At 65.0% G+C, this 15,069-nt stretch carries 18 protein-coding genes; 6 read left to right on the forward strand and 12 right to left on the reverse strand.

The features are described from left to right. Positions 1 to 2: 2 nt before the first annotated feature. Entirely contained in the window at positions 3 to 2,090 is a 2,088-nt protein-coding gene (locus tag ACE103_RS37520; protein ID WP_375777104.1) for a M3 family metallopeptidase, read from the reverse strand. A gap of 129 nt (positions 2,091 to 2,219) precedes the next feature. Here ACE103_RS37520 and ACE103_RS37525 point away from each other — a divergent pair, with 129 nt between their 5' ends. Beyond that, positions 2,220 to 2,480, forward strand: a complete 261-nt coding sequence (locus ACE103_RS37525) for a hypothetical protein (RefSeq protein WP_223966862.1) — start codon at positions 2,220 to 2,222, stop codon at positions 2,478 to 2,480. Positions 2,481 to 2,876: 396 nt separating this feature from the next. Here the strand turns inward: ACE103_RS37525 and ACE103_RS37530 are convergent, their stop codons facing one another. Beyond that, positions 2,877 to 3,143: a hypothetical protein gene (locus ACE103_RS37530; RefSeq protein WP_212424036.1), complete on the reverse strand. Its 267-nt coding sequence runs from the start codon at positions 3,141 to 3,143 to the stop codon at positions 2,877 to 2,879. Here ACE103_RS37530 and ACE103_RS37535 point away from each other — a divergent pair. From ACE103_RS37535 to ACE103_RS37555, 5 genes are all read left to right on the forward strand, one after another. After that, a complete protein-coding gene (locus ACE103_RS37535) occupies positions 3,142 to 4,284 on the forward strand; it encodes a type III PLP-dependent enzyme (protein WP_223966860.1) in 1,143 nt (380 codons plus the stop codon). The two genes, ACE103_RS37530 and ACE103_RS37535, sit on opposite strands and share 2 nt — an antisense overlap. Before the next feature lie 129 nt (positions 4,285 to 4,413). Then, positions 4,414 to 5,031, forward strand: a complete 618-nt coding sequence (locus tag ACE103_RS37540; RefSeq protein ID WP_375777105.1) for a GNAT family N-acetyltransferase — start codon at positions 4,414 to 4,416, stop codon at positions 5,029 to 5,031. Positions 5,032 to 5,041: 10 nt separating this feature from the next. After that, a complete protein-coding gene (locus ACE103_RS37545; RefSeq protein WP_173638729.1) occupies positions 5,042 to 5,209 on the forward strand; it encodes a hypothetical protein in 168 nt (55 codons plus the stop codon). 92 nt (positions 5,210 to 5,301) lie between these two features. Then, positions 5,302 to 5,691, forward strand: a complete 390-nt coding sequence (locus tag ACE103_RS37550) for a RidA family protein (RefSeq protein ID WP_375777106.1) — start codon at positions 5,302 to 5,304, stop codon at positions 5,689 to 5,691. Between the two features lie 40 nt (positions 5,692 to 5,731). Beyond that, complete coding sequence (locus ACE103_RS37555; protein ID WP_375777107.1) at positions 5,732 to 7,174, forward strand: homospermidine synthase; 1,443 nt, start codon at positions 5,732 to 5,734, stop codon at positions 7,172 to 7,174. A gap of 135 nt (positions 7,175 to 7,309) precedes the next feature. Here ACE103_RS37555 and ACE103_RS37560 read toward each other — a convergent pair whose 3' ends face one another. The 10 genes from ACE103_RS37560 to ACE103_RS37605 form a co-directional block, all read right to left on the reverse strand. Beyond that, entirely contained in the window at positions 7,310 to 8,050 is a 741-nt protein-coding gene (locus ACE103_RS37560) for an acetoacetate decarboxylase (RefSeq protein ID WP_171948001.1), read from the reverse strand. A 120-nt stretch (positions 8,051 to 8,170) separates the two neighbouring features. Further along, complete coding sequence (locus ACE103_RS37565) at positions 8,171 to 8,476, reverse strand: hypothetical protein (protein ID WP_375777108.1); 306 nt, start codon at positions 8,474 to 8,476, stop codon at positions 8,171 to 8,173. An 81-nt stretch (positions 8,477 to 8,557) separates the two neighbouring features. Further along, positions 8,558 to 9,274 carry an MgtC/SapB family protein gene (locus ACE103_RS37570; protein ID WP_223966853.1) on the reverse strand — a complete coding sequence of 239 codons (717 nt, stop codon included), beginning with the start codon at positions 9,272 to 9,274 and terminating at the stop codon, positions 8,558 to 8,560. A 44-nt stretch (positions 9,275 to 9,318) separates the two neighbouring features. Then, positions 9,319 to 10,338 (reverse strand): WD40 repeat domain-containing protein, encoded by a 1,020-nt coding sequence (locus tag ACE103_RS37575; protein WP_375777109.1) that lies wholly within the window; start codon positions 10,336 to 10,338, stop codon positions 9,319 to 9,321. Next, positions 10,338 to 11,387, reverse strand: a complete 1,050-nt coding sequence (locus ACE103_RS37580) for a CobW family GTP-binding protein (RefSeq protein ID WP_375777110.1) — start codon at positions 11,385 to 11,387, stop codon at positions 10,338 to 10,340. Before ACE103_RS37580 ends, ACE103_RS37575 begins: the two co-directional genes overlap by 1 nt. Positions 11,388 to 11,441: 54 nt before the next feature. Continuing rightward, the gene (locus ACE103_RS37585) at positions 11,442 to 12,314 is read right to left on the reverse strand and encodes a metal ABC transporter substrate-binding protein (protein ID WP_375777111.1); all 873 of its coding nucleotides are present in this window, start codon (positions 12,312 to 12,314) and stop codon (positions 11,442 to 11,444) included. Between the two features lie 5 nt (positions 12,315 to 12,319). After that, positions 12,320 to 13,189 (reverse strand): metal ABC transporter permease, encoded by an 870-nt coding sequence (locus tag ACE103_RS37590; RefSeq protein ID WP_092123731.1) that lies wholly within the window; start codon positions 13,187 to 13,189, stop codon positions 12,320 to 12,322. Beyond that, on the reverse strand, positions 13,183 to 13,953 hold the full coding sequence (locus ACE103_RS37595; RefSeq protein ID WP_375777112.1) for a metal ABC transporter ATP-binding protein: 771 nt from the start codon (positions 13,951 to 13,953) through the stop codon (positions 13,183 to 13,185). The genes ACE103_RS37590 and ACE103_RS37595 overlap by 7 nt, the downstream gene beginning before the upstream one ends. A gap of 3 nt (positions 13,954 to 13,956) precedes the next feature. Further along, the gene (locus ACE103_RS37600) at positions 13,957 to 14,154 is read right to left on the reverse strand and encodes a hypothetical protein (protein ID WP_212313921.1); all 198 of its coding nucleotides are present in this window, start codon (positions 14,152 to 14,154) and stop codon (positions 13,957 to 13,959) included. 564 nt (positions 14,155 to 14,718) lie between these two features. Beyond that, positions 14,719 to 15,027, reverse strand: a complete 309-nt coding sequence (locus tag ACE103_RS37605; protein ID WP_375777113.1) for a hypothetical protein — start codon at positions 15,025 to 15,027, stop codon at positions 14,719 to 14,721. Between the last annotated feature and the right edge of the window lie 42 nt (positions 15,028 to 15,069).

Genomic DNA, 15,069 nt, shown 5'->3' on the forward strand with positions numbered 1-15,069 from the left:
CTTCAGGCCGCCTCGGGCGTCTCGAGCAGGCCGCGACGGCGCAGCAGCGCGTCCGGCTCCGGCTCGCGGCCGCGGAAGGCGACATAGGCCTCCTCGGGATCGCGTGAGCCGCCCGACGAATAGATGTCGTCATGGAGCCGCTTGGCGGTCGCCGGATCGAAGATGTCGCCAGCCTCCTCGAAGGCGCCGAACGCGTCGGCATCCATCACCTCCGACCACATGTAGCTGTAGTAGCCCGAGGCATAGTGGTCGCCGGAGAAGATGTGGCCGAACTGGGTCGGCCGGTGCCGCAGCGAGATCTCGGCAGGCATGCCAATCTTCTCCAGCTCCTTCTGCTCGAAGGCGCGGACGTCGCGGCTCGCCGCCGCCGGCTGGGTGTGGAATTCGAGGTCGACCAGCGCCGAGGAGACGAACTCCACGGTGGCAAAGCCCTGGTTGAACTTGCGCGCGGCAAGGAAGCGCTTGAGCAGGTCGTCCGGCAGCGCTTCCCCGGTCTGGTAGTGGCGGGCGAAGCGCTGCAGCACCTCGGGCCGCTCCTGCCAGTGCTCGTAGAGCTGCGAGGGCAGCTCGACGAAGTCGGTGAAAACCGACGTCCCCGACAGCGACGGGTAGGTCACGTTCGAGAGCATGCCGTGCAGGCCGTGGCCGAACTCGTGGAATAGGGTCCGCGCGTCGTCGGGCGACAGCAGCGACGGCGCGCCGTCGGCGCCCTTGGCGAAGTTGCAGACATTAATGACCAGCGGCGCGACGTCGCCGTCGAGCTTCTGCTGGTCGCGCAGCGAGGTCATCCAGGCGCCGGAGCGCTTGGAAGGCCGCGCGAAGTAGTCGCCATAGAACAGCGCCTTGTGCTGGCCGTCGCGGCCCTTGACCTCCCAGACCCGCACATCCGGGTGCCAGACCGGGACGTCCTTGCGCTCCGCGAAGGTGACGCCGAACAACCGCGTGGCGCAGTCGAACGCGGCCTCGATCATGTGGTCGAGCACGAGATACGGCTTGATTGCGGAATCGTCGAAATTGGCGCGGCGCTGGCGCAGCTTCTCGGCGTAGTAGCGCCAGTCCCAGGACGCCAGGGTGAAATTGCCGCCCTCCTCAGCGATCAGCGCCTGCAGCGCATCGCGGTCGGCGAGCGCCCGCGCCCGTGCCGGCTTCCAGACCCGCTCCAGCAGGCCGCGCACAGCCTCCGGCGTCTTGGCCATGGAATCCTCGAGGCGGTAGGCGGCGTAGGTCGGGAAGCCCAGGATCTTCGCCGTCTCCTCGCGGAGCGTGAGGATCTCCACGATGGTCGCGTTGTTGTCGTTGGCGTTGCCATTGTCGCCGCGGGCCGTGAACGCCTTGTAAACCTTCTCGCGCAGGTCGCGCCGCGACGAGCTCTGCAGGAACGGCTCGACCGAGGAGCGCGACAGCGTCACGATCGCCTTGCCCCCCATGCCGCGCTCTTCCGCCGCAGCCTTGGCGGCCGCCACAAATGTGTCGGACAGGCCGGCGCGGTCGCCCTCGCCGAGCTCCATGGACCACTCCTGCTCGTCACCGAGCAGATGGTGGCTGAACGAAGTGCCGAGCTGGGCGAGGCGCTCGTTGATCGCGGCCATGCGGGCCTTGGCCGCGTCGTCGAGCCCGGCGCCGGAGCGGTGGAAGCGGGTATAGGTGCGCTCCAGCAGCCGCATCTGCTCGCCGGTCAGGCCGAGCGAGGCGCGCTTCTCGTGCAGCATGGCGATGCGGCCAAACAGCACAGCGTTCATCATGATCGGATTCCAGTGCCGCGCCATTCGGGGCGACACCTCCTTGTCGATCTCGAGGATCGCAGGGCTCGAATGGGCCGAGACCAGGTCGTAGAACACCGCCGAGACCTTCGACAGCAGCTTGCCGGAGCGTTCCAGCGCCGTGATCGTGTTGTCGAAGTCGGGCATCGCTGGATCATGGGTAATCGCAGCCACTTCGGCCGAATGGTCGGCGAAGGCCTGCTCGAAGGCGGGGAGGAAATGCTCCGGCTTGATCTCGGCGAAGGGCGGGGTCTCGAGCGGCGTCTGCCACGCCTTCAGGAGGGGGTTGGCAAAAGTCTGGACGTCGGCCTCTGCGCTGGTTTCTGACATCGAATGTCCCGTTTTTCGCCTTGAAAATGCTGCCCAATCTATATCACGCGATACGGCATTTTTGGGCCTTTTGCGCTTGATAGATGGGCTCTTTTCGGAGAGATTGCGCCCCTGAACAGGACCTATTCCATGACCATGCAGCCCTCCACCGCAGGCAAGAGCCAGATCCTCTGGCCGAGCGTCATCACCGTGATCTCGGCGGCGATCCTGATCGGCGCGGAAGTGTTCGGCGCGGCCTTCGCCGGCGGCTGGGCGCTCGCGATCCTGTTCGGGCTCGACGACGTCGGCGCGCACATCCTGCAGGCCGTGCTGTTCGGCATCGGCGTCTTGATCATGATCGCCTTCATCCGCGCCGCGCAGCGCGTCGAGCCGTTCACGCGTCGCGCGTGAGCTGAAGCGATTCAAGAAAGCGCTGCGGCACAGGGCTTAAACGCACACGCTTCGTTAGTCATTCTTAACAGCCGTTCATCTTCAACGCCTGCTCGGCGTGCCATCGCAAGCACGCGTTAGGGAAATTTGTCGCTATCGCAAAAAAATTCTTGCGAAGCGAATTCAAAAGACTTATTTCCTGCCTTGCCCAATTTCGCACGTGCCTGTGGTCGTGTGTCAGTCGGTAGGTATCCGGACAAGAGGCCGGACAGCCGCCAAGGGGTGGAAGAACCGAGGGTCGCTTACGTCCGTCAGGACACGAGGTGGCCAGCCTCCCTCTCCAGGGATGCCGTTGAAGGTCTCACCACTCTTTGCAACCGTGACTGGCAGCCGGAGGCGAACCGGCGCACCCCGCTCTCAACGGGGGACGCGACTTAAAGCAACGACGGATCGGGCTTTTTTGGTCTCTACCGGCAGTCCAACGCCGGCGCGGGCTACTGAAAAGGCTTGTCCTTCATTGCCAGGTGTGCGGGCGGGAAACTCTCCCAACCAATCCACGGCAGCACAGTCTGGTTTGAGTCTTTTGGCTTTCGTTGCGCCTCCATCGCGCAATGCGGCCAGAGCACTCTTATCCGACGTCACGTTGATGCGGATCCCGTCGCTGGGGCCGTTGGAGAGTGCCATGACCGAACGTATCCAGGAATTCCTGCGTCACCGCCGCAGCGAAGGTCTCGACACCGAGCCGTGCCTCGTCGTCGACCTCGATGTCGTGCGCGACAATTACCAGACCTTCGCGAAGGTGCTGCCGGACAGCCGCGTGTTCTACGCCGTGAAGGCCAACCCGGCGCCCGAAGTGCTGGCGCTGCTCGCCTCGCTCGGCTCCTGCTTCGACACCGCAACCGTTGCGGAAATCGAGATGGCGCTGGCTGCCGGTGCGACGCCGGACCGCATCTCCTATGGCAACACGATCAAGAAGGAGCGCGACATCGCGCGTGCCTTCGCGCTCGGCATTCGCCTGTTCGCAGTCGACTGCGCCGCCGAGGTCGAGAAGATCTCCCGCGCCGCTCCCGGCGCGAAGGTGTTCTGCCGCATCCTCTATGATTGCGCCGGCGCCGAGTGGCCGCTGTCGCGCAAGTTCGGCTGCGATCCGGAGATGGCGGTCGACGTGCTCGACCTCGCCAAGCGCCTTGGTCTGGAGCCGTGCGGCATCTCGTTCCATGTCGGCTCGCAGCAGCGCAAGGTGAAGGCGTGGGACCGCGCGCTCGCGATGGCCTCGACCGTGTTCCGTGACTGCGCCGAGCGCGGGATCAACCTCACCATGGTCAACATGGGCGGTGGCTTCCCGACCAAGTATCTCAAGGACGTTCCGCCGGTCCTGCAGTATGGCCGGTCGATCTTCCGCGCGCTGCGCAAGCATTTCGGCAACCAGATCCCGGAGACCATCATCGAGCCGGGCCGCGGCATGGTCGGCAATGCCGGCATCATCGAGACCGAAGTCGTTCTGATCTCGAAGAAGAGCGACGAGGACGAAGTGCGCTGGGTCTATCTCGACATCGGCAAATTCGGCGGTTTGGCCGAGACGATGGACGAGTCGATCCGCTACGCCATCCGCACCCCGCATGACGGGGCGGACATGACGCCGTGCGTGCTCGCGGGTCCGACCTGCGATAGCGCCGACGTGCTGTACGAGAAGCTGCCGTATCCGCTCCCGGTAACGCTCGAGATCGGCGACAAGCTGCTGATCGAAGGCACCGGCGCCTATACGTCGACCTACTCGTCGGTGGCGTTCAACGGCATTCCGCCGCTGAAGACCTACCACATCTAAGCCGCCTCCTTTTCGAGACCTGATGAACCGGGAGCCGGCCCCGCCGGCTCCTTCCCGATCATTTTTGATTTTTCTGAACGACGCTTGCGCGGCGTGCGACATGCCGTTGCAAGCGGGGACTGACGTGCCATGACTGCAAAACGGAACACCCCCGTTGCCCTCATCCGAAATGCCGCTCCGTTCGCGATCCGTGCGGAGCGGGCTTCGGACGTCGTCGCGCGCGAAGCGCTGCTGGATGCCTGCTTTGGCGAGAACCGCCATGCCCGCACTTGCCAGCGCCTGCGCGACGGACGCGCGCCCGCCCAAGGCCTGAGCCTTGCGGCCGTGCACCAGGACGGCCGGCTGGTTGGAACCGTGCGGCTGTGGCACGTCAGCGCGGGGGGCCGCAGCGCGCTGATGCTGGGGCCGCTGGCGGTCTGTGACGACTGCCGCGGCCTCGGCGTCGGCGCCGCGCTGATGCAGCGCGCGCTGGCCATGGCGAAGGCCCGCGGCTACGGCGCGGTGATCCTGCTTGGCGATGCGCCCTACTACGCCCGCTATGGCTTCACCGCCGCCAGGACCGACGAATTGTCGCTGCCCGGCGCGTTCGAGCGCGAGCGGCTGCTCGGCCTCGAGCTGGTCGAGGGCGCGCTGGACGGCGCCTGGGGCATGATCACGCCGACCGGCGCACCGCTGCCCAAGACCAAGGCAACGAGCAAGGCAACCCGCAACCGGAAGGCACCGCTCGCCGTGCCGCACGCGGCGTAAGGCGGGCACCATGGCAGAGAACGTTCCCGCAATCGATGGCGCGCGCCCGCGTTGGCGCGGCCTCGTCACCACGGTCATGCTGGTCCTGATCTCGGTCATGATCGTCCGGGACATCCTGATCCGGCGCTGGACCGGCACGCCGCCGTCGCCGCCGGACACCACGCAGCAGTCCCACTAGCGCCGGCCGCAAGGCCCAGAATAGAAGGGGTTGCGCGGGCGCCAAAAATGCCCGTAAACCCCGCGCAAAGCCTTTTTCCGTCGAGGTCCAACATGCCCCGCCGCCTGATTTCCACCGGCTCGCCGTTCGAGAAAACCGCGGGCTACAGCCGTGCCGTGATCGACGGTGACTTCGCCTTTGTCGCGGGAACCACCGGCTACGACTACACCACGATGACCATGCCTGATGATGTCACGAGCCAGTCACGGAACTGCTTCAAGACCATCGAGGCTGCCCTCAACGAGGGCGGCTTCGCGATGGCCGACATCGTCCGCGCGACCTACTACCTCACTGACATCAGTGACGCGGATGCCCATTTCGTGGTCTGCGGCGAGGTGCTCGGCGAGATTCGACCTGCCGCGACGCTGCTGATCGTCGCGGGGCTCTACAGGCCCGAGATGAAGGTCGAGATCGAAGTCACCGCAAAGCGACGCAACCCCTGATCCACTCTACCCGCCGCTCGGCGCTCTCCTGGAGAAAATGATGAGCCCCTCCTCGCAGATCTACGCGAAAATCACCGGCCCCATTGTCATGATCGGCTTCGGCTCGATCGGCAAAGGCACGCTGCCGATGATCGAGCGGCATCTCGATTACGACAAGTCGCGCATCACCGTGATCGATCCCAAGGATGAGGGCCGCAAGGCCCATTGCCAGAAGCAGAATGTCAAATTCATCCAGCAGGCCGTGACCAAGGACAATTATCGCGACCTGCTGACCCCGCTGCTCACCGAGGGCGGCGGTCAGGGCTTCTGCGTCAATCTTTCGGTCGATACCGGCTCGACCGACATCATGGAGCTCTGCAACGAACTGGGCGCTCTCTACATCGACACCGTCAACGAGCCCTGGCTCGGCTTCTATTTCGATGCTTCGAAGGGCCCGGAAGCGCGCTCCAACTACGCGCTTCGTGAAGTGACGCTGGCCGCCAAGAAGGCGCGTCCGGCGGGCTCGACGACGGCGGTCTCCTGCTGTGGCGCCAATCCCGGCATGGTCTCGTTTTTCGTCAAGCAGGCGCTGCTCAACGTCGCCGCCGATCTGAAGCTCAATGCCCCCAAGCCGAAGACCAAGGCCGAATGGGCGGACTTGATGCGGCAGGCCGGCATCAAGGGCATCCATATCGCCGAACGCGACACCCAGCGCTCCAAGTCGCCGAAGGAGCCGGATGTCTTCGTCAACACCTGGTCGGTGGAAGGTTTCCTGTCGGAAGGCGTGCAGCCGTCCGAACTCGGTTGGGGCTCCCATGAAAAATGGATGCCCGAGAATGCGCATACCCACGAAGCCGGCTGCGGCGCGGCCATCTATCTGATGCAGCCCGGCGCCAATACGCGCGTGCGCACCTGGTGCCCGACCCGCGGCGCGCAGTACGGCTTCCTCGTCACCCACAATGAGTCGATCTCGATCGCCGATTACTTCACGGTGCATGACGCATCGGGCAAGGCGATCTATCGGCCGACCTGCCACTATGCCTATCATCCGGCTGACGATGCCGTGCTGTCGCTGCATGAAATGTTCGGCCGCGCAGCCAAGATGCAGGAAAAGCACCACATCCTAGACGAGAACGAAATCGTCGACGGCATCGACGAACTCGGCGTGCTCCTGTTCGGCCACGACAACAATGCCTACTGGTACGGCTCGCAGCTCTCGATCGAAGAGACCCGCAAGCTCGCGCCCTATCAGAACGCGACCGGCCTGCAGGTGACCTCGGCCGTGCTCGGCGGCATGGTGTGGGCGCTGGAGAACCCGAACGAAGGCATCGTCGAAGCCGACGAGATGGATTTCGATCGCCTGCTGGAAATCCAGCTGCCGTATCTCGGCCCGGTGAAGGGTTTCTACACCGACTGGACCCCGCTGACGGATCGTCCGGGACTGTTCCCGGAAGATATCGACACCAGCGATCCCTGGCAGTTCAAGAACGTCCTGGTGCGCTGAGAGGCCTTCCGGCAAAATCTCGAAAACAACCCCATGCACAGTAGCCGGCGCGATGGGCTGGCTCTCGTCATTCCGGGATGGCCCGAAGGGCCAGCCCCTCAGGTGCGCAATTGCGCACCTGGGAATGACAGCGGCTCACTTCGCCATGTAGTCGAACGCGACCGAACCGAGGCCGAGCGTCAGGTCCGCCTTGTAGTGCAGCGCCGAGACCACCTCGCGCACCGGCAGGCGGGCGACGTCGCACAGCGCGTGCGGGAATAGACCGAGCGCGGAGGGCCCTGTCCAGGCCTCCTTCAAGGTGATGTCGTCGAGATGGAAACGCACCAGCTCGCAGATCCGCGGCGTGCCGTCGACATGCGGAATGATCTTCAGGATGAAGTTCGGCGCCTTCATCGCGTTCAAGACCGTGTCGTGATCGACCTTGTGGTACTTGTAGCCCATCGTGGCGGAGGCGCAGAGCACCGAGCCGTAATGCAGCGAGCCGACCAGCACGTCGCTTTCGACCGCGATCTTGGGCCGCGCTAGCTTCTTCGGAAATCCCCACAGCTCGCGGCCGCCGGCGATCGGGGCCTCGTCGTCGAGATACATCGCGTGGGTATAGGCCCCGAGCTCGCCCTTGAAGCGGACCGGGATCACCTGCCCGGTCTCGGTGTAGTCGCCGAAGCCGGTCGAGTCGGGCATGCGGATGAATTCATACTTCACGACAGGCTCGGCAACCTCGAGCGGCTCCGGCACCACGGCCGCGAGTGCTTCCGGATCGGTCTTATAGGTGATGATGAAATATTCGCGGTCGAAGAACCGGTACGGTCCCGGCGGAAACGACGGGTTGGTGAGCGGCATCGAATAGGCGGTGCGCCGGACGTCCTCGATCTTCATGAAAAGCCCCATCTGTCGTTGGCAAGACGACAGATTATGACGGGCGCGGGCGGCGGAGGCGAGACCGTATAATCGGCAGCATCAGTCAAATGCGCGTCACAATGCGTCGGCCGAACGCGGCTATTTCTTCTCGATCGGCGGCGCGATCTTCTCGGCGGGCGCCGGCGGCAGCGCCGGCTTGGCGCCGGCCTTCTGGGTCTCAGCGTCGGGACGCGCCGGCTCCGGCGCCGGCGTGGTCGGCCGCTCGCCACCGGGTTTTGACTCGGCCGGCGGCGTTGTCTGCGGCGGCTGGGTCGCCTGCGCCATTTCCTGCGGCGGGGCAGCGTTGATCGCGTGCAGCGAAGCCACCGCGATCGCAACGCCAGCCACCACCAGCGTTGAGGCGATCAGCACGTCGTTCCGCAGCCTGGTCCGATCCGCAACCATCTCGTTCACCCGCGCATTGTCAGCGAGGTCAACGATCCGGCTGCCGCATGGTTCCTGAGCAGAGCTTGCGGGAACCCGGCCTCAATCCGTGGTGCTGATTTCCCAGGTCACGTGCCGCACGCCCGGCTGATGCTGCAGGTCGACCACCACCGCATTCAGCTCGTTGGGGTCGACCGCGGTCGAGACCAGCTCCGCCACGATCTCCAGGAAGTCGTCGCCGGCCTCGACCACGTTGACATCGGCGACCGGATAATTCGCGGCCTCGAGCTTCTCCACTAAGCGGTCGCGCATGTCAGGCAGCACCTCGGGGGTGACCGCGAGCTTGAAGTAGTAGGTCGCCTCAAGCGCCTTCTCGTTCAGCGGGATGCGGTTGATGGCGTTGACCAGCGGGCGCAACAGCGTGTTGCCGGCGATCACAAACACGGTCAGCACCGCCGCCTGCGCCACCAGGTCGGCGCCGGCGCAGGAGCCGACCGCGGCCGAGGCCCACAGCGTCGCCGCGGTGTTCAGCCCGCGCACGTCCATGCCCTGCTTCATGATGACGCCGGCGCCAAGGAAGCCGATCCCCGACACCACATAGGCGATCACCCGCACCGCGCCGTCGGCGCCGGCCAGATGCATCGCGAGGTCGACGAAAGCCGCCGCGCCGACCGCGACCAGCACATTGGTGCGCAGCCCCGCGGTGCGCTGGCGGTACTGCCGCTCGGCCCCGATCAGCGTGCCCAGCACGAAAGCTGACGTCAGGCTGACCAGCGTGTCAATGAAATCGGCGAGCTGGAATGTGGTGAGAAATCGCATGGCGCTGCCGATTCTTCCTCGCCCGAGAACGATGCAGCGATCTCTTACATTTCCACGATGCCCGCGTCACCATCTTCCGTGCCGAAGGCGAGCAGCGTCCCCTTGGCATTCCATCCCAACGCAGAGACCGCCGTTCCGGCATTCCGGCGCACCAGAATCTCGGCGCCATCCTCGAGCCGGACCATCAGCACGGTACCGTCGGCATAGCCGACCGCCATGATGTCGTTCTTCGGATGGCAGGCGACCACCGCGACCCGCGCCGGCATCGGGGCCAGCATCGCCGGCTCCTTGCCCATCGGGCCGTCCTTGCTGGTGAACGGCCAGACGATCACGGTGTCGGCGCCCGAGGTCGCGAGCCCCTTGCCGCCGGCGCTCCATGACATCGAGCGCACGCGGCCGGGATAGCCGCTCATCCGCATGTGCCGGTTATCGGCGAGCCGCCAGCCATGCATCGCGGCCTCGTGCATCGCTGTGACCAGGAATTTGTTGTCCGGGCTGAAAGAGACCGCGAGATGCGAGCCGGCCCATTCCAGGAATTCCGGATTGGCCGCCATGTTGGGAAACCACAAGGTCACGCCGTTGTAATGCGCGATCGCAAGCCGCAGGCCCTTCGGCGCGAACGCCAGCCCGCCGACGGTCGACGGCACTTCGAAGGTTTTCTCTTCGCCCTTGGGATTACGCACGAAGGCAGTCTTGCCCGCCGACCACGCCACGGTGCCGTCGCCGTGCAGGGCGACATTGTCAATCCAGCGCCGCTTGGCGTCGGTCGCAATGACAGAGGTCTCGCCCTTGGCGTCGACCGCGATCAGCTTGCCGTCGTCACCGCCGGTGACGAGCCGCTTGCCGTCGGAGACCGCGCACAGGATGGCGCCGAAATGCGTCTCGGTCCGCGTGATCTCGCCGTCGGCAGTCGCGATCGCGACGCTCTCCTCGGCGCCGACGAAGAACGCGCGGTCGCCGAGAAAATGCACCGAACCGACCGCCGCGCCGAGCGGAAGCGGCTTGACGCGGTCGGTGATCGAAACGATGGAAGAAGGGGCCTCGCCCGGATCGAACTCTTTCATCACGTGGTGATGCACTGCTCGAAGCCGTCGCGGATCGCCTGCTCCGGCAATTCGCGACCGATGAACACGACGCGGCTTTCGCGCTTCTCGCCGTCCTTCCACTTCCGCTGATGGTCGCCCTCCAGCATCATGTGGACGCCCTGGAACACGTAGCGGTCGTCATCGCCGGTGAAGGCGAGGATGCCCTTCGAGCGCAGGATCTTCTGGCCTTCGGTGGCGACGAGGTTCTGCAACCAGGGCATGAACTTGGTCGGGTCGAGCGGCTTGTCCGAACGCAGCGACAGCGATTGCATGTCCTCGTCGTGATAGTGCTTGAGCCCGTGGCCGTGATCGTGGTGATGGTGATCATGGTCATGACCGTGGTGATGATCGTGGTCGTGGTCGTGACCGTCGCCGGCCTCGAGGAAATCCGGCTCGATCTCCAGGATGCGGTCGAGATCGAACGCGCCGCGCTCCAGCACATCGGCAATCCCGACCTGGCAACGCTCGGTGCGATGCAGTTTTGCGTAGGGATTGATGCCGCGAATCCGGGCCTCGACCTCGGCGAGCTCAGCCTTCGAGACCAGGTCGGTCTTGTTCAGCACGATGACGTCGGCGAACGCGATCTGGTTCTTGGCTTCCGGCGCGTCCTTGAGGCGGTCGCTCAGCCACTTGGCGTCGGCGACGGTCACCACCGCATCGAGCCGGGCGTTCTTCTGCACGTCCTCGTCGACGAAGAAAGTCTGCGCGACCGGCGCTGGATCGGCAAGGCCCGTGGTCTCGACGATGATGGCGTCGAACTTGCCCTTGCGCTTCATCAACCCGTCCATGATGCGGACGAGGTCGCCGCGCACCGTGCAGCAGACGCAGCCATTGTTCATCTCGAACACTTCCTCATCGGCGCCGATGATGAGGTCGTTGTCGATGCCGATCTCGCCGAATTCGTTGACGATGACGGCGTATTTCTTGCCGTGGTTTTCCGACAGGATGCGGTTCAGCAGCGTGGTCTTGCCGGCGCCGAGATAGCCCGTCAGCACGGTCACTGGAATTTTTTGCGAAGCTTCAGCCATAACAACTCCGAGGAACTTGGGGCCGCGCTCAATCCCGGCAAGGGGGCCCCTGCCCTAGTTGGCGAGCGCGCTGGTCAGGGCCTTTATATTGTGCCTGACCATATCAATGTAAGTGGGTGCCTGGCCCTTTTCGGCCGTCAAACTGTCCGAATACAGGGTCCCGCCGACCTTGGCCCCGGTCTCGGCCGCGATCCGCTCGACCAGGCGGGGATCGCTGATATTTTCGAGAAAAACTGCCGGAATTTTCGCGACCCTGATCTGGGCGATGATGGCGGCGATATCGCGTGCGCTGGGCTCGGAATCGGTCGAGACGCTGAGCGGCGAGAAAAACGTAATTCCGTAGGCGTCGGCGAAATAGCCGAAGGCGTCGTGGGTCGAAATCACCTTGCGCCGCGCGTCCGGTATTTTCGCCACCGCCTCATGCACCTCCCGGTCGAGCGCCTCGAGCCTGGCCAGATAGGCGTCCGCATTGGCCTTGAAGACGCCGGCATGGTCGGGGGCCGCTGCGATCAACCCGTCGCGAATATTGACGACATAGATCTTCGCATTGGCCACCGATTGCCAGGCATGCGGATCGTCATGGCCGCCCATCTTGCGCGGCATGATGCCCTTGGTTGCCATCGCGACCGGCGCCTTGCTGCCGGAGGCTTGCAGCAGCCGCGGCAGCCAGCCCTCGAAGCCGAGGCCGTTGATGACCAGAAGTTTCGCGCCGGCGACCTTCTTGGCATCCGCCGGCGTCGGCGCGTAGACATGCGCGTCGCCGTCGGGCCCGACCAGCGCCGCCACGTCGACGCTGTTGCCGCCGACATTGCGCACCATGTCGGCGAGGATCGAGAAGCTCGCAACGACGTTGATGCGCTCCTCGGCGCGCGCCGCGCCGCTCGCCAGCAGCAGCACCAGACCGATCAACCCGAATAACCGCCGCATCGTCCTCACGCCTCGAGATGGCGGCCGGGAAACAGCTGCCGGACCAGGCCGCTGACATTGCCGAACAGCAGCGACACGATATAGAGGCCCGCCGCGACCAGGATGATCGCAGGGCCGGAGGGAATCCGGGTCTGGTACGACAGCACCAGCCCGGCATAGCCCGACACGATCGCGCTCGCGACCGCGATGCAGATCATGGTGGTGATGTCGCGCGACCAGAACCGCGCAATGCCGGCGGGGAGGATCATCAGCCCGACTCCGAGCAGCGTGCCGAGCGCATGGAAGCCGTTGACGAGATTGACGACGACCAGCGCGAGGAAGGCGAGATGCGCCGGCGCGCCGGCGCGGCTCACGGTGCGCAGGAACACCGGATCGACGCATTCGATCACCAGCGGACGGTAGATCACCGCGAGCACCAAGAGCGTGATGGTGGCGTTGAACGCGATCACCAGCAGGGTCTGGTCGTCCATCGCCAGGATATTTCCGAACAGCACGTGCAGCAGGTCGATATTGGTGCCCTTGATGGAGACGATGGTGACACCGAGCGCGAGCGAGACCAGATAGAAGGTCGCAAGCGAAGCGTCCTCCTTCAACTCGGTGGTGCGGGCGACGAGGCCGGCGAGCAGCGCCACCGCAAAGCCGGCAATCAGGCCGCCGGTCGTCATCGCGAACAGATTGAGCCCGGACAGCAGGAAGCCGATCGCAGCGCCCGGCAGGATCGCATGCGCCATGGCATCGCCGACGAGGCTCATCCGCCGCAGCATCAGGAACACGCCGATCGGCGCACCGCCGAGCGACAGCGCGATGACAGCCGCGAGCGCGCGGCGCATGAACTCGAATTCGGTGAAGGGCGTGATCAGCGCGTCAGTCAGCATCGGCGTCGGGCGGCCCGTGAGCGCGGATCGGCGGCGCAGGCCGCGGCGCTGTCGTCGAACGCCTCGCACATCCGCATCGCGACCGTCAGATTATCCGGCGTCAGCGTCTCCGCGGTCGGGCCCCATTCCACCGGGCCGCGCGCCAGGAGCAGCGTTTCCGGGAAATTGTTGCGCACCATGTCGAGGTCGTGCAGCGCCGCCAGCACCGTGCGCCCCTCGCCGTTCCAGCGCTTCACCAGCGACAGGAGATCGGCGGTGGTCTTGGCATCGATGGCATTGAACGGCTCGTCGAGCACGATCAGGCGAGCGTCCTGCAACAGCACGCGTGCGAACAGCATGCGCTGCATCTGGCCGCCGGACAGCGTGCCGATCGGGCGGTTCTCGAAGCCGTTGAGGCCGACCGCGGCGAGCGCCGCCAAAATCTTGTCGCGCGCGGCCTTGCCGATGCCACCGAAGAAGCCGGTCGAGCGCCACAGCCCGGTGCCGACGAAATCGAACACCGAGATCGGAAACGTGCGGTCGATGTCGGCAGATTGCGGCAGATAGGCGATGTCACGGTGGTCGAGGCCGTCGAGATCGATCACGCCCGACAGCGGCTTCAGCACGCCGGCGATGCCGCGCAGCAGCGTCGACTTGCCGGCGCCGTTCGGGCCGATCACGGCCAGCAGCGCGCCCGCCTCGACCGCGCCATTGAGATGATGCACCGCCGGATGGCGGTCATAGCCGAGCGTGACGTCGCGGAAGGTGACAAGCGGAGACCCCATCATTCACCTCATCGCCAGCCAGACGACGGCCCACAGGCAGGCCGAGACCGCGAGCGCCGCGCCCAGCCGGGCCGGCACCGGCATGCGCAGGATCGACCAGGGCGCAGCCTGGGCCGGATGCGCCGAGGGGCCATGGCTGTGCCCGTGGGGATGGCTGTGGCCGTGATGGTGGTGGTCGTCGTGGGAGTGCGTATGCGCCATGAGAAAACTGTTATATTATAACATAACGCGAGTCTACCAACGAGGAACTCATGGCCGCTCCGCAAAACCTGGAGAGATTTGAGCTGCGCCGGCAGAGTGACGACCGGGTTTACAGCTTTGTCCGGAAAGTCCGCCCCGATGGAACCGTCGGCTACCAGCGTCAGGATTAGGATCTTTGGATCGAGCACCGGCCGGGCTGGGGCTGGGTGGCTTGGGACGCCGAGAGCCAATGCTGCAGCGGCCGCCCCTGGAACGTGCTGCCGGCCGCCCAGGGCGATCACCCGCCGGAAGGCGACTGGGTGAGCCGCAAGGGGACGAAGTCGTATGTTTATAGCCTTGTGTATGTGAACTAGGCGAAGAGTCATCGCGGCACGGTATGTCTCGTCGTCTCGGCGCGATCTCCCTCCGTTCGTCGTCCTGGCGAAAGCCAGGACCCATAACCACCGCATTCGGTGATGAACGCGCTCGCGGCCCCAGCGTCGTGCAACAATCGAGACTTGGGGTAATGGGTCCTGGCCTTCGCCAGGACGACGATGAGGATTCAAGCGGGAAACCGGAGCCGGTCTACTGGCACACCGGCGCGGTCAGTTTCGGGTCGGCTGGTCTTGCTGACCAATACCCCCGCTGACCGAGCTCCGCATCGTTTGTCGCGGGAGCACATACGTAGCTCGTCTTGCCGATGCACATGGGCGAGCCAATCGAGAAGATGAGGTTTTCGTAGATGCAGTAACTGCCGATCCCGGACGGCAGATCGGTCGGCGGCGAAGTGGATCCGCCCAAATAGGGCTGTGAAGAAACGCCCGGCGCCCTGTCTTGCGCCGCGGCCGCTTGAAGGGAAATCAAAAGCGTCAGACACGTGACGATGCGGAGCATGGTCCCCTCCGGTCAAGGAATGCCGGCGAAGCGTCAAGCCAC

This window comes from Bradyrhizobium sp. ma5, from assembly GCF_042258955.1.
Lineage (GTDB): Bacteria > Pseudomonadota > Alphaproteobacteria > Rhizobiales > Xanthobacteraceae > Bradyrhizobium.

Excerpts from the sequence above, each read along its gene's own strand:
- ACE103_RS37520 (WP_375777104.1), bottom strand. The coding sequence starts at position 2,090 with ATGTCAGAAACCAGCGCAGAGGCCGACGTCCAGACTTTTGCCAACCCC.
- ACE103_RS37525 (WP_223966862.1), top strand. The coding sequence starts at position 2,220 with ATGACCATGCAGCCCTCCACCGCAGGCAAGAGCCAGATCCTCTGGCCG.
- ACE103_RS37535 (WP_223966860.1), top strand. The coding sequence starts at position 3,142 with ATGACCGAACGTATCCAGGAATTCCTGCGTCACCGCCGCAGCGAAGGT.
- ACE103_RS37530 (WP_212424036.1), bottom strand. The coding sequence starts at position 3,143 with ATGGCACTCTCCAACGGCCCCAGCGACGGGATCCGCATCAACGTGACG.
- ACE103_RS37540 (WP_375777105.1), top strand. The coding sequence starts at position 4,414 with ATGACTGCAAAACGGAACACCCCCGTTGCCCTCATCCGAAATGCCGCT.
- ACE103_RS37545 (WP_173638729.1), top strand. The coding sequence starts at position 5,042 with ATGGCAGAGAACGTTCCCGCAATCGATGGCGCGCGCCCGCGTTGGCGC.
- ACE103_RS37550 (WP_375777106.1), top strand. The coding sequence starts at position 5,302 with ATGCCCCGCCGCCTGATTTCCACCGGCTCGCCGTTCGAGAAAACCGCG.
- ACE103_RS37555 (WP_375777107.1), top strand. The coding sequence starts at position 5,732 with ATGAGCCCCTCCTCGCAGATCTACGCGAAAATCACCGGCCCCATTGTC.
- ACE103_RS37560 (WP_171948001.1), bottom strand. The coding sequence starts at position 8,050 with ATGAAGATCGAGGACGTCCGGCGCACCGCCTATTCGATGCCGCTCACC.
- ACE103_RS37565 (WP_375777108.1), bottom strand. The coding sequence starts at position 8,476 with ATGGTTGCGGATCGGACCAGGCTGCGGAACGACGTGCTGATCGCCTCA.
- ACE103_RS37570 (WP_223966853.1), bottom strand. The coding sequence starts at position 9,274 with ATGCGATTTCTCACCACATTCCAGCTCGCCGATTTCATTGACACGCTG.
- ACE103_RS37575 (WP_375777109.1), bottom strand. The coding sequence starts at position 10,338 with ATGAAAGAGTTCGATCCGGGCGAGGCCCCTTCTTCCATCGTTTCGATC.
- ACE103_RS37580 (WP_375777110.1), bottom strand. The coding sequence starts at position 11,387 with ATGGCTGAAGCTTCGCAAAAAATTCCAGTGACCGTGCTGACGGGCTAT.
- ACE103_RS37585 (WP_375777111.1), bottom strand. The coding sequence starts at position 12,314 with ATGCGGCGGTTATTCGGGTTGATCGGTCTGGTGCTGCTGCTGGCGAGC.
- ACE103_RS37590 (WP_092123731.1), bottom strand. The coding sequence starts at position 13,189 with ATGCTGACTGACGCGCTGATCACGCCCTTCACCGAATTCGAGTTCATG.
- ACE103_RS37595 (WP_375777112.1), bottom strand. The coding sequence starts at position 13,953 with ATGGGGTCTCCGCTTGTCACCTTCCGCGACGTCACGCTCGGCTATGAC.
- ACE103_RS37600 (WP_212313921.1), bottom strand. The coding sequence starts at position 14,154 with ATGGCGCATACGCACTCCCACGACGACCACCACCATCACGGCCACAGC.
- ACE103_RS37605 (WP_375777113.1), bottom strand. The coding sequence starts at position 15,027 with ATGCTCCGCATCGTCACGTGTCTGACGCTTTTGATTTCCCTTCAAGCG.